14 protein-coding genes are annotated in these 18,865 nt (G+C 45.9%); 9 read left to right on the forward strand and 5 right to left on the reverse strand.

Annotated elements, in window-relative coordinates; genetic code table 11:
* Positions 1–2: 2 nt before the first annotated feature.
* The 3 genes from mrdA to T426_RS0114970 all read left to right on the forward strand — a co-directional run bounded on the left by mrdA (position 3) and on the right by T426_RS0114970 (position 4,863).
* Positions 3–1,961, forward strand: a complete 1,959-nt coding sequence (gene mrdA, locus T426_RS23885) for a penicillin-binding protein 2 (protein WP_234406813.1) — start codon at positions 3–5, stop codon at positions 1,959–1,961.
* On the forward strand, positions 1,958–3,382 hold the full coding sequence (gene rodA / locus T426_RS0114965; RefSeq protein WP_025865356.1) for a rod shape-determining protein RodA: 1,425 nt from the start codon (positions 1,958–1,960) through the stop codon (positions 3,380–3,382). The genes mrdA and rodA overlap by 4 nt, the downstream gene beginning before the upstream one ends.
* Before the next feature lie 182 nt (positions 3,383–3,564).
* Positions 3,565–4,863, forward strand: a complete 1,299-nt coding sequence (locus tag T426_RS0114970) for a KamA family radical SAM protein (protein ID WP_025865357.1) — start codon at positions 3,565–3,567, stop codon at positions 4,861–4,863.
* Positions 4,864–4,867: 4 nt separating this feature from the next.
* On the opposite strand, the gene T426_RS23890 is transcribed toward T426_RS0114970, so the two are convergent.
* On the reverse strand, positions 4,868–5,479 hold the full coding sequence (locus T426_RS23890) for an acyl carrier protein phosphodiesterase (protein WP_025865358.1): 612 nt from the start codon (positions 5,477–5,479) through the stop codon (positions 4,868–4,870).
* Between the two features lie 162 nt (positions 5,480–5,641).
* Here T426_RS23890 and T426_RS0114980 point away from each other — a divergent pair, with 162 nt between their 5' ends.
* Together T426_RS0114980 and T426_RS23895 are read left to right on the forward strand one after the other, a co-directional pair.
* On the forward strand, positions 5,642–6,991 hold the full coding sequence (locus T426_RS0114980; RefSeq protein WP_027585914.1) for a cyclic 2,3-diphosphoglycerate synthase: 1,350 nt from the start codon (positions 5,642–5,644) through the stop codon (positions 6,989–6,991).
* A gap of 104 nt (positions 6,992–7,095) precedes the next feature.
* Positions 7,096–7,998, forward strand: coding sequence for a carbohydrate kinase family protein (locus tag T426_RS23895; protein ID WP_025865359.1), 903 nt, complete (start codon positions 7,096–7,098; stop codon positions 7,996–7,998).
* Between the two features lie 16 nt (positions 7,999–8,014).
* Here the strand turns inward: T426_RS23895 and T426_RS0114990 are convergent, their stop codons facing one another.
* Positions 8,015–8,971 carry a DMT family transporter gene (locus T426_RS0114990; protein WP_025865360.1) on the reverse strand — a complete coding sequence of 319 codons (957 nt, stop codon included), beginning with the start codon at positions 8,969–8,971 and terminating at the stop codon, positions 8,015–8,017.
* Between the two features lie 544 nt (positions 8,972–9,515).
* On the opposite strand from T426_RS0114990, the gene T426_RS0114995 reads away from it, so the two are divergent.
* The 3 genes from T426_RS0114995 to T426_RS0115005 all read left to right on the forward strand — a co-directional run bounded on the left by T426_RS0114995 (position 9,516) and on the right by T426_RS0115005 (position 12,562).
* Positions 9,516–10,157 carry a hypothetical protein gene (locus T426_RS0114995; protein WP_027585915.1) on the forward strand — a complete coding sequence of 214 codons (642 nt, stop codon included), beginning with the start codon at positions 9,516–9,518 and terminating at the stop codon, positions 10,155–10,157.
* Between the two features lie 444 nt (positions 10,158–10,601).
* Positions 10,602–11,765 (forward strand): hypothetical protein, encoded by a 1,164-nt coding sequence (locus tag T426_RS0115000; RefSeq protein WP_025865362.1) that lies wholly within the window; start codon positions 10,602–10,604, stop codon positions 11,763–11,765.
* Positions 11,766–12,016: 251 nt separating this feature from the next.
* The gene (locus T426_RS0115005) at positions 12,017–12,562 is read left to right on the forward strand and encodes a DUF1697 domain-containing protein (RefSeq protein ID WP_025865363.1); all 546 of its coding nucleotides are present in this window, start codon (positions 12,017–12,019) and stop codon (positions 12,560–12,562) included.
* Positions 12,563–12,683: 121 nt separating this feature from the next.
* Here T426_RS0115005 and T426_RS0115010 read toward each other — a convergent pair whose 3' ends face one another.
* Genes T426_RS0115010 through lysS form a run of 3 tightly spaced genes read right to left on the reverse strand, consistent with a single transcriptional unit; the run spans position 12,684 to position 16,786 of the window.
* A complete protein-coding gene (locus T426_RS0115010) occupies positions 12,684–14,027 on the reverse strand; it encodes a glucose-6-phosphate isomerase (protein WP_025865364.1) in 1,344 nt (447 codons plus the stop codon).
* A 21-nt stretch (positions 14,028–14,048) separates the two neighbouring features.
* Positions 14,049–15,053, reverse strand: a complete 1,005-nt coding sequence (locus tag T426_RS0115015; protein WP_027585916.1) for an NAD(P)H-dependent glycerol-3-phosphate dehydrogenase — start codon at positions 15,051–15,053, stop codon at positions 14,049–14,051.
* A gap of 11 nt (positions 15,054–15,064) precedes the next feature.
* A complete protein-coding gene (gene lysS / locus T426_RS0115020) occupies positions 15,065–16,786 on the reverse strand; it encodes a lysine--tRNA ligase (RefSeq protein WP_027585917.1) in 1,722 nt (573 codons plus the stop codon).
* 316 nt (positions 16,787–17,102) lie between these two features.
* Here lysS and recJ point away from each other — a divergent pair, with 316 nt between their 5' ends.
* The gene (gene recJ, locus T426_RS0115025) at positions 17,103–18,839 is read left to right on the forward strand and encodes a single-stranded-DNA-specific exonuclease RecJ (RefSeq protein WP_025865365.1); all 1,737 of its coding nucleotides are present in this window, start codon (positions 17,103–17,105) and stop codon (positions 18,837–18,839) included.
* The last annotated feature ends 26 nt before the right edge of the window (positions 18,840–18,865 follow it).

Below are 18,865 nucleotides of genomic sequence, written 5' to 3' on the forward strand. Positions count from 1 at the left end.
TGGTGGATTCCAACGCAAAACGCACATACCTTATTGCAGCCATTTTTTTGGTGGTAGCTGTTACGTACATCATACGCCTGTTTGCACTGCAGGTGATTGACACTTCGTATAAGCTTTCAGCGACCAATAACGTGGTGCGCCGTATTGTGAATTACCCGGCCCGTGGTTTGATTTACGATCGCAAGGGAACCCTGATGGTCTACAACCAGGCTGCATACGATGTGCTGGTTACACCCCGCGAACTTCAACCGTTCGACACCCTAAACTTCTGCAACATTACAGGGATATCAAAGGAAGAGCTGAACGAACAACTGCAGAAAGCAAAAGAATATTCTTATTTCAAACCTTCCGTCATCATCAAGCAATTGTCGGCTCAGCGGTATGCCATTTTGCAGGAGCAGATGTATAAATTCTCCGGATTTTTCGTCCAGACGCGTACCCTTCGGGAATACCCGCAAAAAATTGCATCGCATGTGCTGGGATACGTTGGGGAAGTGAACCAGCAGATGATGAAAAAAGACTCGTATTACGAAACGGGTGATTATGCCGGTATTACCGGAATTGAAAAATCGTACGAAAAGGAACTCCGTGGGGAGAAGGGGGTCAATTACCTGATGGTGGATGTGCATAACCGGATAAAAGGTTCTTTTCAGAACGGACGTTATGATACAACGGCCGTTATCGGCGAAAATGTTGTGACCTCGCTCGATGCGGAATTACAGCGGTACGGCGAAGAACTGATGCAGGGAAAAGCCGGAAGTATTGTCGCCATAGAGCCTTCGACAGGCGAGGTGCTGACACTGGTGAGTTCACCTACTTACGATCCGAATTTGCTGGTTGGCCGCGACCGGGGCGAGCACTACCTGGCGCTGGCCCGCGATACATTGAATCCACTGTTCAACCGGGCGCTCATGGCACAATATCCGCCGGGGTCGACCTTTAAAATGGTGAATGCGCTGATTGGACTGCAGGAAGGAGTACTCACACCTCACATGCGGTATTGGTGCCATTACGGTTATACGGTGGGGAATTATCATATGAATTGCCACCATGATTCGGCTTTTGCTTTGAGTGGTTCTATTGCCGAGTCGTGTAACGCTTACTATGCACAGGAATTTCGTAGTATCATGGAGAATCCGAAATACCGGGATGTGCGACAGGCTTACGATACCTGGCGGAAATACGTAATGAGTTTTGGTTTTGGCCGTACGCTGGGAACCGATTTCCCGAATGAGTTGAAAGGCTTTGTTCCTTCTTCCAATTTTTATGAGAAGTATGTGTTTAAAGGTTCCCGTTGGCGGGCATTGCCGATTATTTCGCTGGCCATTGGGCAGGGCGAGTTAGGAATTACCCCTTTGCAATTGGCCAATTATGCAGCCATATTGGCGAACCGTGGATATTATTATATTCCTCACATTGTCAAGAAAATTCAGAACGAAAATATCCCCACGCGGTTTACAGAGCGGCATTATACCGATATTGACACGACCCAGTTCCCGAAAATTATAGAGGGAATGGAAGAAGTTCTAAAGCCCGGTGGAACCGCTGCGATGTCACGGATTCCGGGGATTACCATGTGTGGAAAAACCGGAACGGCACAGAACCCGCACGGGGCAGATCACTCGGTTTTCATGGCATTTGCGCCAGCTGATCATCCGAAGATTGCCATTTCTGTTTATGTAGAGAATGGAGTCTGGGGCGCCCGGTATGCTGCGCCGATTGCCAGCTTGATGATTGAAAAATACCTGACGGATTCGATTTCTTCCGGAAGGAAATGGCTGGAGAAACGTATGATGGAAGCGAACTTACTGGAGCCGAAGAAACCGAAAAAGGAGGTGCCTGCAAAAACGGAAACAGCGGTGAGAAGTAAAGCAAATAAACCAGCGAAACGGGATACGACGGCCCCGAAAGAGATAGCGATAAAAAGAGATTCACTGATTTTACAAGATACAATACATTGATTAGCAGGAATAACATATGGTATAATCTTGACTGGATCACGGTCTTTCTTTACATGATCCTGGTGGTTATGGGATGGCTGAATATTTATGCCGCCGTGTACAACGAAGATCACCAGAGTATTCTGGATATGACACAGCGTTATGGTAAACAGCTTTTATGGATTTTAATGGCAGCGTTTATTGCCATTACCGTCTTGATTATTGACAGTAAATTCTATGTCGCCTTTGCCTATGTGTTTTATGGTGTGGTTATTCTTTTACTGATTGCTGTCCTGTTTTTTGGTAAGGAGGTCAATGGTGCGCGTGCCTGGTTCGAGATTGGTGGCTTTGCTCTGCAACCTGCCGAGCTGGGAAAGTTTGCGACAAACCTTGCTGTCGCGAAATATATTAGTCAGTACAATTTTAAGATGCACCGGTTTAAATCCCTTGCCGTTTTGGGGATGTTGATTGGTGTTCCTGCGTTGTTAATTATTGCGCAGAACGATACCGGTTCGGCATTGGTTTATGCGGTGTTTATCCTGGTTTTTTACCGTGAAGGATTGTCCGGCATGTTCTTGTTCTGGGGATTCGCAGCCTCGGTCTTGTTTATATTGACACTGATCTGGCCCGAAGTTCGCCTGGTTGGCTTTCTCATATTTGCATCGATATTAGCTTATGGAATTGTCCGGCAACGGATGAAAGAAGTGGCAAAGATGATTGGCATCTTTGCGGCCATTTTGGGTGTCGTTTATCTAATGAATTATACGGTACGTTTGAGTTTGTCAACGGCAATGATTTTATATATCGCGACCGGAATTTCAATCTTAATTTTTATCATTTACGGTATCCGAAAGCGGATTCAGCCGGTTTTCTGGGTCGTGTTATTTTTTGTCAGTTCGCTGGCCCTGAGCCGTTCGGTTTCTTTCGCATATGAGGATGTATTGGTTGCACACCAGCGCGACCGGATTGACGAGGTGCTGGGAATTCGCTCTGATCCACTTGGTGTGGGTTATAATGTGAATCAATCGAAAATTGCCATTGGTTCCGGCGGTGTTACTGGAAAAGGTTTCCTGAAAGGGACTCAGACGAAATTCAACTTTGTGCCGGAACAGAGTACCGACTTTATCTTTTGTACAGTTGGTGAAGAGTGGGGATTTCTCGGAACTTCTACCGTGATTATTCTATTCATGATTTTGCTGATACGCCTGCTAATTCTGGCGGAACGACAACGATCCCGTTTTAGTCGTGTATATGGTTACGGCGTAGCTGGAATTCTGTTTTTTCACTTTGCTATCAATGTCGGTATGACGATCGGATTGGTCCCGGTGATTGGTATACCCCTCCCGTTTTTCAGTTACGGCGGGTCATCGCTGTGGTCCTTCACATTCTTGTTGTTTATCTTTTTGCGTCTCGATGCTAGTCGCATGGAAATCCTTAGATAATAGCACGATAGTGTCCTGGTTTGATTAATAGCCTTTAATTTACTACCTTTAGGAGCCATGAAAATGGAGCTTCCGCCTAACGTGCTATCTAATAGGTGAATATGCGCCTTCCTTAAATCGGCTTCATTATCCTTATTTGGCATCAATTTTATTTTGGGGTTATTTTTTAATTTTTCTAGGGTATGATAAAGTATCGTTCTTATTCTTTGTCCAATTTTCGTTCGATTCCGCAAATCGATCTGCTTTCTGAAGAACAAAAGTTTACCATCGAAGTGGTGGGTACCGTTTTGCCATTCAAAGTGAGTAACTATGTCATTGACGAACTGATTGACTGGGACCACTTCGAGCATGATCCGTTTTTTATTCTTACCTTCCCGCAAAGGGGAATGCTATCCGATGAACATTTTCATGAAGTAGCTGATTTACTGAAGTCAGGTGCTGAAAATGATGCAATCAAACGGGCGGTCGAACGCATCCGTTTGCAGCTGAATCCGAATCCTGCCGGACAGGAACACAATGTTCCGGTTTTTCACGGGGAACGTCTATCTGGTATTCAGCACAAGTACCGCGAAACCATGTTGTTTTTTCCCAGTCAGGGACAAACCTGCCATGCTTATTGCACGTTCTGTTTCCGATGGTCGCAGTTCGCTTTGCAGGATACCAAATTCGCCATGAAGGAAGCTGATTTGATGGTGAAATATCTGAGAGAGCATCCGGAAATATCGGATGTGCTGTTTACGGGAGGTGATCCGGCAGTGATGAAAACGAAGTTTTTCAGGCATTACCTGGAAGCCATTCTCGATGCCGACCTTCCCGGTGTTAAAACGATTCGAATAGGAACCAAAGCATTAACCTATTGGCCCTACCGATTTACCACTGATGATGACGCTGAAGAATTAATGGATTTGTTCCGGAAGGTGACTGACAATGGAATTAGCTTGAGCATTATGGCTCATTTTAATCATCCCAGGGCTTTGGAAACGCGCGCTGTTCAGGATGCTATTGCCAATATTCTTTCGACGGGTGCACAGATTCGTTCGCAGTCGCCATTGATGCGGCACATTAATGATCGCCCTTGTTTGTGGTCGAAGATGTGGCGCCGGCAGGTAGATCTGGGTGTCATTCCTTATTATATGTTTGTCGCGCGGGATACCGGTGCGCAGGATTATTTCGCGGTAACGCTGGAAAACGCCTGGAAGATTTTCCGCAAGGCCTATCAGCAGGTGAGTGGGATATGCCGAACCGTTCGCGGACCGAGTATGTCGAGCGAGCCGGGGAAAATTCGTATTGTGGGTGTGTCGGAGATTAACGGAGAGAAGGTGTTTGTGTTGAACTTCATTCAGGGCAGGAATCCCGACTGGACCAATCGGCCGTTCTTTGCCAAATATGATCCGGATGCTATCTGGATAAGCGATTTAAAACCAGCGTTCGGTGAGGATGCGTTTTTCTTCGAAGAAGAGTTGGTTTCGATGAGTGATTAAATATTCAGCCCCGCTTGAGTCGGGGCATTTTAATGTTTACGCCGGCCTCTTCGATGGCAAATTGAATGATTTCGGGAAAGAAGCGGGCAAATGCTTCATCAAATTGCGCATATTCGTCCTTCAATGTTTTCATCGCATAAGGTGTTTCTTCAGGTAGTGAGGTGCGACGGCTTAAAATTCCCAGCGATTCTTCAATCCCTTCCAGCCGGGCATAGGATTCCAGCCGTTTGTGCTGAATGAGGAACGGTGCAAAAAGCTTTACCCGGGCAGGTAACATGCGGTAGTTGGACATCAGAATGCCATGAAAACGCCGGGTGGCATTTTTCAGCGAATGAGTTGAATAGCGTTGCCAGTTGGCTGCCAGAAAATGATCGAAGAAAATATCGGTAACCACGCCGGCATATTTTCGGTAACCTGGACGAAGTATTTGATTACAGGCACGCACTGCTTCGTGTTGGTCGGTAAATTCATCTATTTTGCGGTGCAGTAAAATACCCCGCTCCACCTCGGCCGGAAAATCACGGTGTTGCCTTCCTTTCACGTAATCGCCAATGAAATTTCCCAGCATCAGCTCTTCCGATTCTCCCGATAAGTATATGTGCGCAAGATAGTTCATTCCATCCCTCCTAATCTGCGGGCAAAGTGCCATTTATTCATGTAATATCCAAATCGGAGGTTTGTGTCCGCTGATCAGGTGAGAAAATTCATGTTCTGGACGTATTGTTTTAGTTAACTTAAGAGAATCGTTTAAACCTCTCACATCTAAATCATTTCAACTATGGCACGCCGTAATGTTCTTATCATCGGGGCTGCTGGCCGCGATTTTCACAATTTTAATACCTTTTTCAGGGACAATCCCGATTACCGGGTTGTTGCATTTACTGCCACGCAAATTCCGGATATTGATGGAAGAAAGTATCCGCCGGAGCTAGCCGGAGCCAACATTTATCCGGACGGCATTCCGGTTTACGAGCAAAACGATTTGGGAAAATTGATCCGCGAACTCAACGTTCAGGATTGTTTCTTCTCGTACAGCGATGTAGCGTACGCTAAAGTAATGAGCCTGGCTTCTGTTGTTCAGGCTGCCGGTGCCAACTTTATGTTGCTGGGCCCGGGCGAAACCATGCTGAGAAGTACCAAACCGTTAATCTCGGTAACGGCAACCCGCACCGGGTGTGGAAAAAGCCAGACTTCCCGGAAGGTGGTTGAACTGCTGACCCAAATGGGACTGAAAGTGGTTGCCATCCGTCACCCGATGCCTTACGGTGACCTGAATGCACAAAAAGTACAGCGTTTTGCCGAGATTGCCGATCTGAAGAAACACAAATGCACCATTGAAGAGATGGAAGAATATGAACCGCATATCGTCCGTGGAAACGTTATATACGCCGGTGTGGACTACGAAGCTATCCTCCGCGCTGCCGAGAACGACCCGAATGGTTGCGACGTCATTCTCTGGGATGGTGGTAACAATGATATGTCGTTTTACCAATCCGATCTGTCCATTGTAGTGGCTGATCCGCACCGTGCCGGAGCCGAAGGCGCTTACTATCCGAGTGAAGTGAACGTACGCCTGGCAGACGTGGTGGTCATTAACAAAATCGATACCTCGGGCCCCGAACAAATTCAGGAGGTGAGGAATAACATTGCCCGCATCAACCCGAAAGCGGTGATTGTGGAGGCTGCTTCTCCCGTACGGGTAGAAGATCCCGATTTGATTCGCGGCAAGCGGATTCTGGCAGTGGAAGATGGCCCGACGCTTACCCACGGAGAAATGAAGATAGGAGCAGCCATCGTAGCTGCACAAAAGCTGGGTGCTTCCGAGATTGTCGATCCGCGTCCATGGTTGACCGGGCGGTTGGAAGAAACTTTCCGGATTTATCCGAATATTGGAACGTTGTTGCCGGCGATGGGCTACGGTGATGAACAGGTGAAAGACCTGGAGAAAACCATTAACAAAGTAGATTGCGATGCCGTGATTGTTGGAACCCCCATCGACCTGCGGCGCGTGGTGAAAATTAAGAAACCGTCGACCCGGGTATACTACGATCTGGAAGAGATAGGGGAGCCCAAACTAACGGGTATACTGGGTGAGTTCGTTAAAAAACACCTTCCCGGAAGGGGATAAGAAAAGGAAAGCGGCTTCGGTCGCTTTTTTTTATTTTATATAAACATTACCTTCACGTGAAACTTGATGGCAACAATTGGTTGCTCCAAAATTTTACTTCGTACATGACATATAATATCATTGCATTTGGGGAGTTGTTATGGGATTTGTTGCCTGGAGGCAAGGCATTGGGAGGCGCTCCGGCGAACTTCGTTTTTAGGGTGAACCACTTTGGAAATAACGGACGACTGATTACCCGGCTGGGAAACGACGAGCTGGGTAAAGAGGCAATGGATCGTGTAAGGGAAATTGGCCTGCCGACCGGATATGTGCAGGTGGATGAAGATGTTCCTACCGGGACGGTGGATGTTTTCCTGGATAAACAAGGAATTCCCGATTTTACGATTAATACCGGCGTAGCGTTCGATGAGATTGAATTTACCTCCGATATGAAGGAACTGGCATCCGAAGCACACTGCATTTATTACGGAACGTTGGTGCAAAGAGGTGAGAAGTCCCGGGAATCGCTTTTTAAACTGATCGATGCGGCACCCAAAGCCTTGAAGTTTTGTGATATCAATTTACGGAAAGACTGTTATACCCGCGAAACCCTGCATGAATCACTCCAGCGAGCCGATGTGGTGAAGATCAACGATGACGAGATTATGGAGCTCGGGAAAATTTTTACACTCATCGGGACCGATCCTCGAAGCTATGGCGAAGATTTGATGATGCGCTATGATCTGGGTATCCTGTTGGTGACGATGGGCCCCAAAGGTGCTTTGTGTATCACGCAGGATGGTGAGTTTTTCTACGATTCAGGGTACGAAGTGAAGGTGAAAGATACGGTGGGCTCAGGAGATGCTTTTTCCGCCGGATTTATCCACATTTTACTGAAAACCGGAGATGTGCACCATGCGCTGAATTTTGGTAACGCATTGGGCGCATTGGCGGCTACAACGGCTGGTGCGACGGTTCCCATCAGCGAATCGGAAGTGATGGCTTTTATGCGAAAGTATTACGTCTGATTCGAACGAAACAAAATCACCTAATGGTTGAAATATTCTTCTGCCCGGAATTCTCTTTCCGGGCTTTTTTATTCCGGTACTGTTCCGGCAGCTTGGCTACGGCGATTAAAATAACGCCGGCAACAGAGAGGACTCCACCAAATATCTGGTAACCCTGCGGCAACTGTCCGAAGTAAATCAGCACGCCTCCCATCACGAACAATCCTTTTAATGCCTGAATAATGGACGAACGCGAAGCTTCGATGTGCTCGAAACTTTTGTAGATCAGAAGTACTGCGAGGAACGGCCCGAAGAAAGCGCCCAGTCCGGCATTGAGCAACGCCTTTCCGGGAACATGCAACGAATCGCCCGAAACAAGTATCCAGCCAATGGCAAACAGGAAGAGCCAGAAGGTACGGTTGAAATTGAGCAGCTCGGGCGGAAAATCTTTTACTTTCACTTTCACCAGGATGGTGGTAGCTGCGGCAAACAACGCATTGAGTACCACGATTCCCGTACCCGGAATGAAGAAATCGGCGAGTTTGGCTGAGCCCGAATAGCTGGTGATGAAGGCGCCAATCAGTACGACGACAATGCCCACCGTTTCGAGGCGGGTAAACCTTTCTTTTAACAGCACAACCCCCATCAAGGTCACAAATAGCGGAAACAGGTTGCCGAGGAAACTCGTCACGGCCGGATTTTCGATGACTTTGATGGAAGCGAAAAACAAGGTTGTTGTCGCTATCTCCATCGCGCCCAGCGTGGGCAATACCCAGCGCGACTTTTTCGGAATGGTCCGTAGCATCGATAACTTGCCACGGGAAACCACGACAGCCAGGTTCAAACTAACAGCAATCAGGAACCAGTAAAACCAGAACTGCGACATGCTCATGTCGTTCATGGCAGCTTTACTGAAGATGTACACATTGCTGAACGAAATAGTGGCCAGCACCGTGTAAAAGTATCCGCGCGGGCGGTTAGCCTGTGTTGTCATACGGTTGGTATTTGGGTGCAAAGATAGACTAATGTAAATTTTAAATGATGGATGTTGAATTTTGAATTAAAAAAAGACGAAAAGACATTAGATGTCAGACTCCAGTCATCAGATGGTGACAGTGGGAGATGAAGTAAGGCGCAGGCTGAGGCAAAAGCGAAGAAATAGCTCCGCATTTTGTTGGTCTAATATCTTTCATCTAATATCTAATAGTCTTATTCGAAAAACTTATCAACCATCTCGTGTTATGTTTAGTAGTGGCGAACGTTCGATTTTTGATGGTGAACGTGCAAAAATCTGTGGTGAATGACATACTGTACGAAAAAGTACACCTGGACCAACCGGGTTATTAACAATATGCAGAGAGGTCGATTTAGGTTTCCTGAACGTAATGTTTTAATTTAGAATAGTTCATTTGGCGATAGCTGATAAATGTGAGGTAGTCTATCGCCCACAAGCAAAAGACCCAAAAAAAATGGCGGTTGCAGAAACCCCGATAATTTGAGCCATACAGATAAGTAATAAAGCATTTAAAATTTAGCTTATGAACACCAACCAAAACAAACATCTGCGTATGTACCTCAATACGCAAGCTGCACTCGACAACCACACCAATAAGTGGAATACGCTTCCGATTATGGTGGCGAAGAAGAACGAGTATGATGAACTGATTCAGCGTATCATCGGGCAAAACGAGAAGACAAACCCGGCGAGCAAAGGTGTTACCGAAAGCAAAGAAATGGTACGAAACGGGCTTATCGGGAAGGCGGTTTCGCTGTCGGGAACTATGCAAGCTTTTGCCGCGGTAAACGATGACCCGGCGTTGGCCGAAAAAGTGACCCTGAACAAATCGGACCTGACTCGTTGCCGGGAGACTGACGTGGAGGCCATGGTAGTTCCGTTGATTACCGAAGCCCGGAACCATATAGAGGCGCTCGCCGATTACCAGGTTACCGAAGATATGATTTTGGAGATAGAGACCAGTCTCGACAACTTTATGGCGCTCATCGGGCAGCCGCGCACCATTCGGAACAAGGCGTTTGTCGCCAAAACGGTATTGAGCGATTTGTTCGATCAGGCGGATGACCTGCTGAAAAATCAGCTGGATAAGCTGATGATACGTTATAGCATAACCGATAACGATTTTTACGAAGAATATACCCGGGCACGGGTGATTGTTGATTAATTTGCTTTTAATGGTTTAGAAGAAAGCCCCGGCACCCTTTGTCCTGTTTCCGGCAAAGGCCTGTCGGGGTTTACTTAGTAAGAAAGCGGTGCAGAGAACAACTCATCTCTTTCGAACTAGTCGGCGAGTGATGCAATCTACTCCGGGAGGCGTTCGAACTACTCGACACCCGATGCAAACGACTCCGCTTGTGATTCGAAGAACTCCGGTTGCCGTTCAAACTACTCCGGAGGTCATGCAAAGCACTCGCGTTCCCGTTCGAAGAACTCCGCGACTGACGCAATGGCAGTTGCGACTGCTGCAATGACAGTGGGGAGGCGTGCAATGGATATGGTGGTGAATTCTTTAGTTAAATAATTTTGTTGTAACTGTTTGAGGGAGAATTTTATAATGTATGTATATTACAATCAGTCCTAACTATAGGTTTCTCTAAATTTAAATTCAATGTTTGATTCAATAACCTATAAAATAAACAATCCATCAAACCCATTAGATATCGGCTATTTAGCAGAATGTTTGCTCTTCTATGATAGGGTTAATGTTTTAATAGACAGTGAGAATCTTGCTCATTTGTTTTTGTTCTGTGGAGTTGAAGAAATATATGAACTAATTCAGAGAGGTAATCTGGCAATTCTTACCAAAGAAAATATTCTTGGGGCTGGAAAGAGGGAAGACATGTATTTTGTGGATTTATTTTCAGCACAGAATATTGACAAGCATTATGAAACTATTTATAGAGCTTTCTTTAAAATTTTCGATAAACAAGGGAAATCAAGAAGATATGCTCAACGATTTTTAAATATTACTTCTTCCTATACATATGATTCAATTATATTGGAAGATATAAGAGCATCAATCAATGATAGACTATTTGTAAAGCGAATTATCAATAATTTTATTACTCAAATAGACAATGAAGGTGAGTTTATCGGTAGAGAATGGTATTATGATTTTGTTCCGATAGATGAATATTCTTTTCAGCATATAACAAATCTGGATTTGGATATTCTAAAGAAAATCTCACAGTCAAAGAATCTTCATTTTGATTTTTCTCCAAGTTCTTTGATCTTAAGTTTATCAGAGTCTTTCGGAGACACTCAAATTGCAGTTAATAGAAATTCAGAGATTTTCACCACCTCGATAAATTCACAGATCATTAAATTAAAATTTGACACTCTGTTTGAAAGGGCACATATAAGTAGAGAGACAATAAGTAACTTTCAGAAGATCGCCTTACCAAATTATAAGGATTTAGCAACCATAATAAACAATAAGGAAAGATCCTTCAGTGATTTGATCACTCTATTAGAAGAAGCTGAGAGATTCCGGAGTTGGAAAAGAGAACTTGATAATGAGTCTAATTTTATAGAAGAGTATTCAAAAGCCTTGTCCGCAGAAGGATGGTTCGAAAAACTTCCTTCTAAAGTTGGACGATTTGTGATTTTTGAAGGTGTTGGAGTTGCACTCGATTTTATGGGGGCAGGGGGGCTGGGAACTACTACTGCAACGGCATTAAGTGCAGTTGATTCTTTTTTTCTCGATAGGTTGTTGAGAAATTGGAAGCCGAATCAGTTTATTAAAGAAGAATATAGAACGTTTGTTAAATGAAATATATGGCCATACTATTCAGAAATAATTGATTTCAAACTTTCACTTCTATAATCAGTTATAGGGATTAAAACCAACTCATCTCCCCATATGACCAAATACAAGCAATTCTTTGTGGCATCAATGTGGGTGGAACCAGGAAAATAAGTTTAGTGAAGGATGTCATCCCTCGGAGGGATGACATCCTTTTTTCTTTGAACCTTCCGTCTCAGTCGTTGGTTTCATGAACCATAACCAACCCATCCTTACAAATGAACCAATACATCGCTATTCTTCGCGGCATTAATGTGGGAGGTAACCGGAAAATCAAGATGGCAGATATGAAGGAACTCTTTGCCGACCTGCGCTTCACGGAAATTTCTACCTATATACAAAGTGGTAATGTACTATTTTCTTCTGCGAAAGCGGAGGATACAGTCGCATTGGGCGACAAATTGGAACAAGCCATCGCTAAATCTTTCGGCTTCAATGTGCCGGTAATTGTCCGTACCGTTGAGGAACTGGAACAAGCTGTTGCCACCAACCCGTTTTACTCCTCACCCGATGCCGATATCGAACGGCTGCACCTCACCTTCCTGAAAACAGCACCGGCACCTGCTCAGCTGGATGCCATTAACCAAATCAATCACTCACCTGACAAATTCAACATCATCGGAAACCATGCATTTGTTTATTGCTCGGGCCGATACAGTGAATCAAAACTCACCAACGCTTTCTTTGAAAAGAAGCTGAAAGTGCCGGCTACTACGCGAAACTGGAAAACGGTGCTGAAGCTGATAGAACTTGCGGGACACTAATTGAAGGATTTTGACTTCGCCAAACTAACCACCGACAGGGTTTTCAACCACTGTCGGTGTCAAACAAAAAAAGCTGCCCGAATGAGCAGCTTTAATATTCTTATTGCAACCTGTTAATTGCTTACAGGCGTGATTTGATTTTCTTGGTTTCCTCTTCGAAGCCGGGTTTTTCGAGCAGGGCGAACATGTTCTTTTTGTATGCTTCTACTCCGGGCTGATCGAATGGATTTACCTCGAGGGCATAACCGCTCATACCGCAGGCAATTTCGAAGAAATAAATCAACTGTCCGATGTTGTACTCGTCGATTTTCGGAACTTCAACACGGATGTTCGGAACGCCGCCGTCCATGTGGGCCAGGGCAGTTCCCAGCTCAGCCATCTTATTTACCTCGTCGACGCGTTTGCCGGCCAGGTAATTCAGCTTGTCGAGGTTGTCCTTGTCTTCCGGAATACGCACTTCGTTATCGGGATTAGCGATCGAGATAACGGTTTCGAACAGAATGCGCTCGCCTTCCTGGATGTACTGTCCCATGGAGTGCAGGTCGGAGGTGAAGTCAACACTGGCAGGGTAAATACCTTTACCTTCTTTTCCTTCACTCTCGCCGTACAGCTGTTTCCACCATTCGGAGAAATAGTGCAGTTTCGGGGTGAAGTTCACCAGGATTTCGATTTTCTTACCCGATTTGTACAGGCTGTTACGAGCGGCAGCGTACTGAGCTGCGAGGTTTTCTTCGAACGGAACGTTCACATCGCTGGCTTTTTCCATGTCGCGGGCTCCCTGAACGAGGGCACGCACATCGAATCCGGCAACAGCAATCGGTACCAAACCGACGGGAGTAAGCACGGAATAACGGCCACCGACATCGTCCGGAATGACGTACGTTTTGTAACCTTCGGTGTTGGCAAGGGTACGCAGCGCACCTTTGCTTTCATCGGTAATGGCCACAATGCGCTGACGGGCTTCTTCCACACCATATTTCTCTTCAATATCCTGACGAAGCAAGCGGAAAGCCAACGCCGGTTCGGTGGTGGTTCCCGATTTGGAAATAACCGCCATGGCGTATTCTTTGCCTTTCAGCAGTTCGCGCAGTTCGTACAGGTAATCTTCACCGATGTTCTGTCCGGCGAAGAGAATATGTGGAGCATCGCTTCCTTTCAGGTGAGCAAATGAATCGGACAAAGCATCGACCACGGCTTTAGCACCCAGGTACGAGCCACCGATTCCGATGACCACAAAAATGTCGAGTTTCTTACTTCTGAGACGGGCTGCTGTTTCTTCTACATCACTCAGGTGTTCTTCGGTGATGGCAGTCGGCAGGTTGACCCAACCCAGAAAATCATTTCCTTTTCCAGTCTTCTCGTGGAGAGCTACATTGTTCTTTTCCATAGTTTCCTTCCAGGCGAAAACTTCGTCACGGGAAACAAAGGAAAAGGCCTTCTCCATATCCAGCTTAATATTGTTCATGATAGCGAGATTAAAATATGATTATCGAAGATGTTCTGTTAAGATTCTTAATTCAATGGCCGGCGAGATGCTTTCGTAAAGTATATTGAAAACAGCGTCGGTGATGGGCATGTTCACATTATACCGGCTATTTATTTCGCGAATACATTTGGTGGCGAAATAACCCTCTGCAATCATGTGCATTTCGAGCATCGCGCTACGAACCGTGTAGCCCTTGCCAATCATAGTTCCGAATGTCCGGTTACGGGAATATTGAGAATATCCGGTTACCAGCAGGTCGCCGAGGTACGCACTCGATTTGATATCACGGGTAATGGGATGTACTGTATCGACAAAACGTTTGATCTCCTGAATGGCATTCGACATCAGGACGGCCTGAAAGTTGTCGCCATAACGCAAACCGTGCGAAATGCCGGCAGCAATGGCCATGATATTTTTCAGAACGGAAGAATATTCGGTTCCCCAGATATCGTCAGAAATGTGCGTGCGGATGTACGGACTCTCGAGTAAGAAAGCAAATTGCCTTGCTTTTTTTACATCCGGACTGGCAATGGTGAGGTACGACAATAATTCCCGTGCAACCTCTTCGGCGTGGCACGGGCCGGCAATAACCCCGAACTGCTCGTAGGGCACATTAAAATATTCATGGAAAAACTGTCCCACCACCAGGTTATCATCGGGAACAATCCCTTTGATAGCAGACACCACAAACTTGTTCGTAATATCGACCTTCAGATCTTTTAAGGCATCTTTCAGAAAGGCCGAAGGAATAGCAAAGACCAGAATATCCGATTGCTCAGCAATTTCGTTGATGTCGGAATAGAAATGAATCCGGTCGACATCGAACTCCACTGCCTGCAGGTAGTTGGGATTGTGGTGAAATTTCCGAAACAGTTCAATGGTCTCTTCCTTGCGGAAATACCAGTTGAGTCCCGGAAGGTTATTCATAAACATCTTGGCGAGAGCTGTGGCCCAGCTTCCGCTTCCGATGATGGCAATTCTTAATTTCTCGCTTATTTCAGACATTCAGTGAAAGTCTAGTTTACCCACTGCTTGACTTCATCCGCCGAGGGATTGGTCAAGCCCAGTTTGTTTTTCTTGTTGTACCCACAGAGGTCGTTGAATAACTTGCCGGGTTTAATCTCTTTGAGTTGCTCTACTTTGGTGATGCCCATCTTCCGAATGACACCAACCCAATCGGTCGGAATTCCCAACTCTTCGAATTTTCCGTCGGTGTCACCTTCCGATTTCTTCTCCGGTTTCATTTGCGGGAAGAGGAGGACATCCTGAATAGAGAGATTATTGGTCATCAACATGGTGAGACGGTCGATACCGATACCCATTCCCGAAGTGGGGGGCATGGCGTATTCCAGCGAACGCACAAAGTCCATATCGATGTACATGGCTTCATCATCTCCTTTTTCCGACAGCTGAAGTTGTTCCTGGAAACGTTCCAACTGATCGATGGGATCGTTCAGCTCGGAATAAGCGTTGCAGAGCTCTTTTCCGTTCACCATTAACTCAAAACGCTCAGTCAAATCAGGATTGTCGCGGTGCTTTTTACACAGCGGCGACATCTCTTTCGGATAATCGATGATGAAGGTTGGCTGAATGTAGTTGCCTTCGCACTTTTCGCCGAAAATCTCGTCGATGAGTTTGCCTTTTCCCATGGTTGGGTCCACCTCGATATCGAGATCCTTGCAAACTCCGCGAAGTTGTTCTTCATCCATTCCGGAAATATCGATGCCGGTGTATTCCTTGATGGCATCGTACATGGTTACCCGCTTGAACGGGCGTTTGAAATCAATTTCCTTGTCGCCCAGCTGCACTTTGGTGGTACCATGAAGTGCCAGGGCCACGCGTTCGATCATCTCCTCAGTGAAATCCATCATCCAGTGGTAGTCTTTGTAGGCTACATAGATTTCCATCACCGTGAATTCAGGATTGTGCGTACGGTCCATTCCCTCGTTACGGAAATCCTTGGCAAACTCGTACACTCCATCGAAACCACCGACGATCAATCTTTTCAGGTAGAGCTCGTTGGCGATACGCATATAGAGCGGCATGTTCAGCGCATTGTGATGTGTGATGAACGGACGGGCCGCTGCTCCTCCCGGAATGGGTTGCAAAATGGGGGTTTCTACTTCGAGGTAACCGCGCTCGTTAAAGAGCTCGCGCATGGTGTTGATAATTTTCGTGCGTTTCACGAAAACGTCCTTCACCTGCGGGTTAACAATCAGGTCAACATATCGTTGACGGTAACGTTGTTCGGGATCGGTAAAAGCATCGAATACTTTGCCGTCTTTCTCCTTTACCACCGGCAACGGGCGAATGGATTTGCTCAATACGGTGAGCTCTTTCACATGAATGGATATTTCGCCCATCTGGGTGACAAACACAAAGCCTTTCACGCCAATAATGTCGCCGATATCGAGTAATTTCTTAAATACTTCGTTGTAGAGGGTTTTGTCTTCACCCGGACAAATCTCGTCGCGGTTGACATATATCTGGATACGTCCGGTACTGTCCTGTAATCCGGCAAACGAGGCTTTACCCATAATACGCCGGCTCATGATACGACCGGCAAAAACTACTTCCTGAAAATTCCCTTTTTCGGGGTCGAACTGCTCCTTTATTTCCTTCGCGGTAGCGTTGACATTGTACATTTCGGCGGGATAGGGATTGATGCCCAGTTCCCGCAACCGATTCAACGAATTTCGGCGGATAATTTCCTGTTCACTCAGCTCTATGTTACTCATTTTTAAACGTTCTCCAGTTCTACGTTTGAGAAAATTATCTGCAAAGATAACAAAGAAATCTTATTTGAGGTTGAATGCCCGGTCGACAAAGCATTTTATAACCAAAGGATTATATTTTTTGGTAGTCTGAAAAAAGAGACAATGGTCAGAGTGAAGGGGAAATAACCATACGGTGTTAATGTGTTTATTTTCTCCTTAATGTTTTGTTAACAAAACTTGATGAATGTTAGATTTTTGTTTTTGCTCCCTGCCGGCATTTTGTATCTTTGGAAGATTTATAAATAAAGCAGAAAAGCGAGTTAGGAGACCATAGGGTATGCAAAAAATCTGGAACTTAAAACAGCCTGCCGACATGAATGAGGTGAAGCACTTATCTGCAGCCTTGAATGTTGACATGGCGATTGCTAACCTACTGGTCCAGCGAGGCATCAAAACCTATCAGGATGCCCGTTCTTTTTTCCGCCCCCGGTTATCCGATTTACACGACCCTTTTTTGATGAAAGACATGGACAAGGCGGTCAAACGTCTTGTTGAGGCCATTCAAAGCGATGAGAAGGTGTTGGTATACGGTGATTACGATGTGGACGGAACTACTTCGGTCGCCCTGATGTATTCCTTCCTCCAAAACAAACTGACGAATGTCGATTACTATATTCCCGATAGGTACATGGAGGGGTATGGAATCTCGAAACAGGGAATTGAGTATGCGGCAAAGAATAATTATTCGCTCGTCGTTGTGCTCGATTGTGGTATTAAAGCGATTGATAAGATTGCCCAGGCGAAGGAGATGGGAGTTGAATTTATCATTTGTGACCACCATAATCCCGGCGATGAAATTCCCGGTGCGGTGGCGGTTCTGGATCCCAAACAGCCCGGCTGTAACTATCCTTACAAAGAACTTTCAGGTTGTGGCGTTGGATTTAAATTTGTACAGGCTTTTTGTCGTGATCAAGGCATTCCGGAGGATGTGATTTACGAATTGCTCGACCTGGTGGTCGTAAGTATCGCGTCCGACATTGTTCCGCTCACCGGTGAGAACCGGGTGTTGGCATATTACGGCTTGCGGAAACTGAATTCCAATCCTTCAATTGGCTTGAAGACCCTCATTAAGTATGCAGGCATGCAGGGCGAGATTCGTGTGAATGACATTGTCTTCCGAATTGGGCCACGGCTGAATGCTTCGGGCCGGATTGAACACGGAAAGAAATCGGTGGCCATTTTGATGGCGCAGGATGAAGAAGAAGCCGAAGCGTTGGGCTCGGAAATCAACTCCTACAACGAAATACGTAAAACGCTCGACCAAAATATTACCCAGGAAGCGCTGGAGATGATTCAGCAAAACGACGGATGGGAGAAACTGAATTCTACTGTTCTGTACAACCGCGACTGGCATAAAGGCGTGGTGGGAATTGTTGCTTCGAGATTGACCGAGCACTATTATCGCCCAACCATCATCCTGACTGAATCGAACGGAATGGCGACTGGCTCGGCACGTTCCGTTGGGGAATTTGACCTCTACGAAGCGGTTGGGGCTTGCGCCGATTTGCTGGAATCATATGGCGGTCATATGTACGCGGCGGGTATGTCGATGAAGATTGAAAATGTGCCGGAGTTCAGACGTCGCTTTGAGGAGATTGTGACGGAATCGGTCAAAAAAGTAAAACTGGTGCCAACCATCGATATCGATGCGAAGGTGAGTCTTTCGGATTTGAATCCGAAATTTCTCCGGGTACTGAACCAATTTGAACCGTTTGGCCCGCATAACATGATGCCGGTTTTCCTGACGGAGGACGTGATGGATTACGGAACAAGCCGGCTGGTAGGAAAAGGAAGCGAACACATCAAGCTCGATTTAATTGAGGCCAACCGATCATCTTCGGTTTTCTCGGCCATTGCTTTCTCTCAGTCACAGCATTTCGAGATGATTAAACAATCGCTGCCGTTTGATATTTGTTATTCGGTTACGGAAAATGAATACAGGGGAAAAGTATATATGCAGTTGAATGTGCGGGATATGCGCTCCCGTTTGTCTGAAAGTAATGACAACGCTTAATCATAGATTCTAAACACAAAACGCCT

This window comes from Prolixibacter bellariivorans ATCC BAA-1284, from assembly GCF_000621705.1.
Lineage (GTDB): Bacteria > Bacteroidota > Bacteroidia > Bacteroidales > Prolixibacteraceae > Prolixibacter > Prolixibacter bellariivorans.

What these genes read in the sequence shown, in the direction of transcription:
- T426_RS0115010 (WP_025865364.1), bottom strand. Translation starts at nt 14,027, where the DNA reads ATGAACAATATTAAGCTGGATATGGAGAAGGCCTTTTCCTTTGTTTCC.
- T426_RS0115005 (WP_025865363.1), top strand. Translation starts at nt 12,017, where the DNA reads ATGAACCAATACATCGCTATTCTTCGCGGCATTAATGTGGGAGGTAAC.
- T426_RS0114980 (WP_027585914.1), top strand. Translation starts at nt 5,642, where the DNA reads ATGGCACGCCGTAATGTTCTTATCATCGGGGCTGCTGGCCGCGATTTT.
- lysS (WP_027585917.1), bottom strand. Translation starts at nt 16,786, where the DNA reads ATGAGTAACATAGAGCTGAGTGAACAGGAAATTATCCGCCGAAATTCG.
- T426_RS0114995 (WP_027585915.1), top strand. Translation starts at nt 9,516, where the DNA reads ATGAACACCAACCAAAACAAACATCTGCGTATGTACCTCAATACGCAA.
- T426_RS23895 (WP_025865359.1), top strand. Translation starts at nt 7,096, where the DNA reads ATGACATATAATATCATTGCATTTGGGGAGTTGTTATGGGATTTGTTG.
- T426_RS0114990 (WP_025865360.1), bottom strand. Translation starts at nt 8,971, where the DNA reads ATGACAACACAGGCTAACCGCCCGCGCGGATACTTTTACACGGTGCTG.
- T426_RS0115000 (WP_025865362.1), top strand. Translation starts at nt 10,602, where the DNA reads ATGTTTGATTCAATAACCTATAAAATAAACAATCCATCAAACCCATTA.
- T426_RS0114970 (WP_025865357.1), top strand. Translation starts at nt 3,565, where the DNA reads ATGATAAAGTATCGTTCTTATTCTTTGTCCAATTTTCGTTCGATTCCG.
- T426_RS23890 (WP_025865358.1), bottom strand. Translation starts at nt 5,479, where the DNA reads ATGAACTATCTTGCGCACATATACTTATCGGGAGAATCGGAAGAGCTG.
- T426_RS0115015 (WP_027585916.1), bottom strand. Translation starts at nt 15,053, where the DNA reads ATGTCTGAAATAAGCGAGAAATTAAGAATTGCCATCATCGGAAGCGGA.
- recJ (WP_025865365.1), top strand. Translation starts at nt 17,103, where the DNA reads ATGCAAAAAATCTGGAACTTAAAACAGCCTGCCGACATGAATGAGGTG.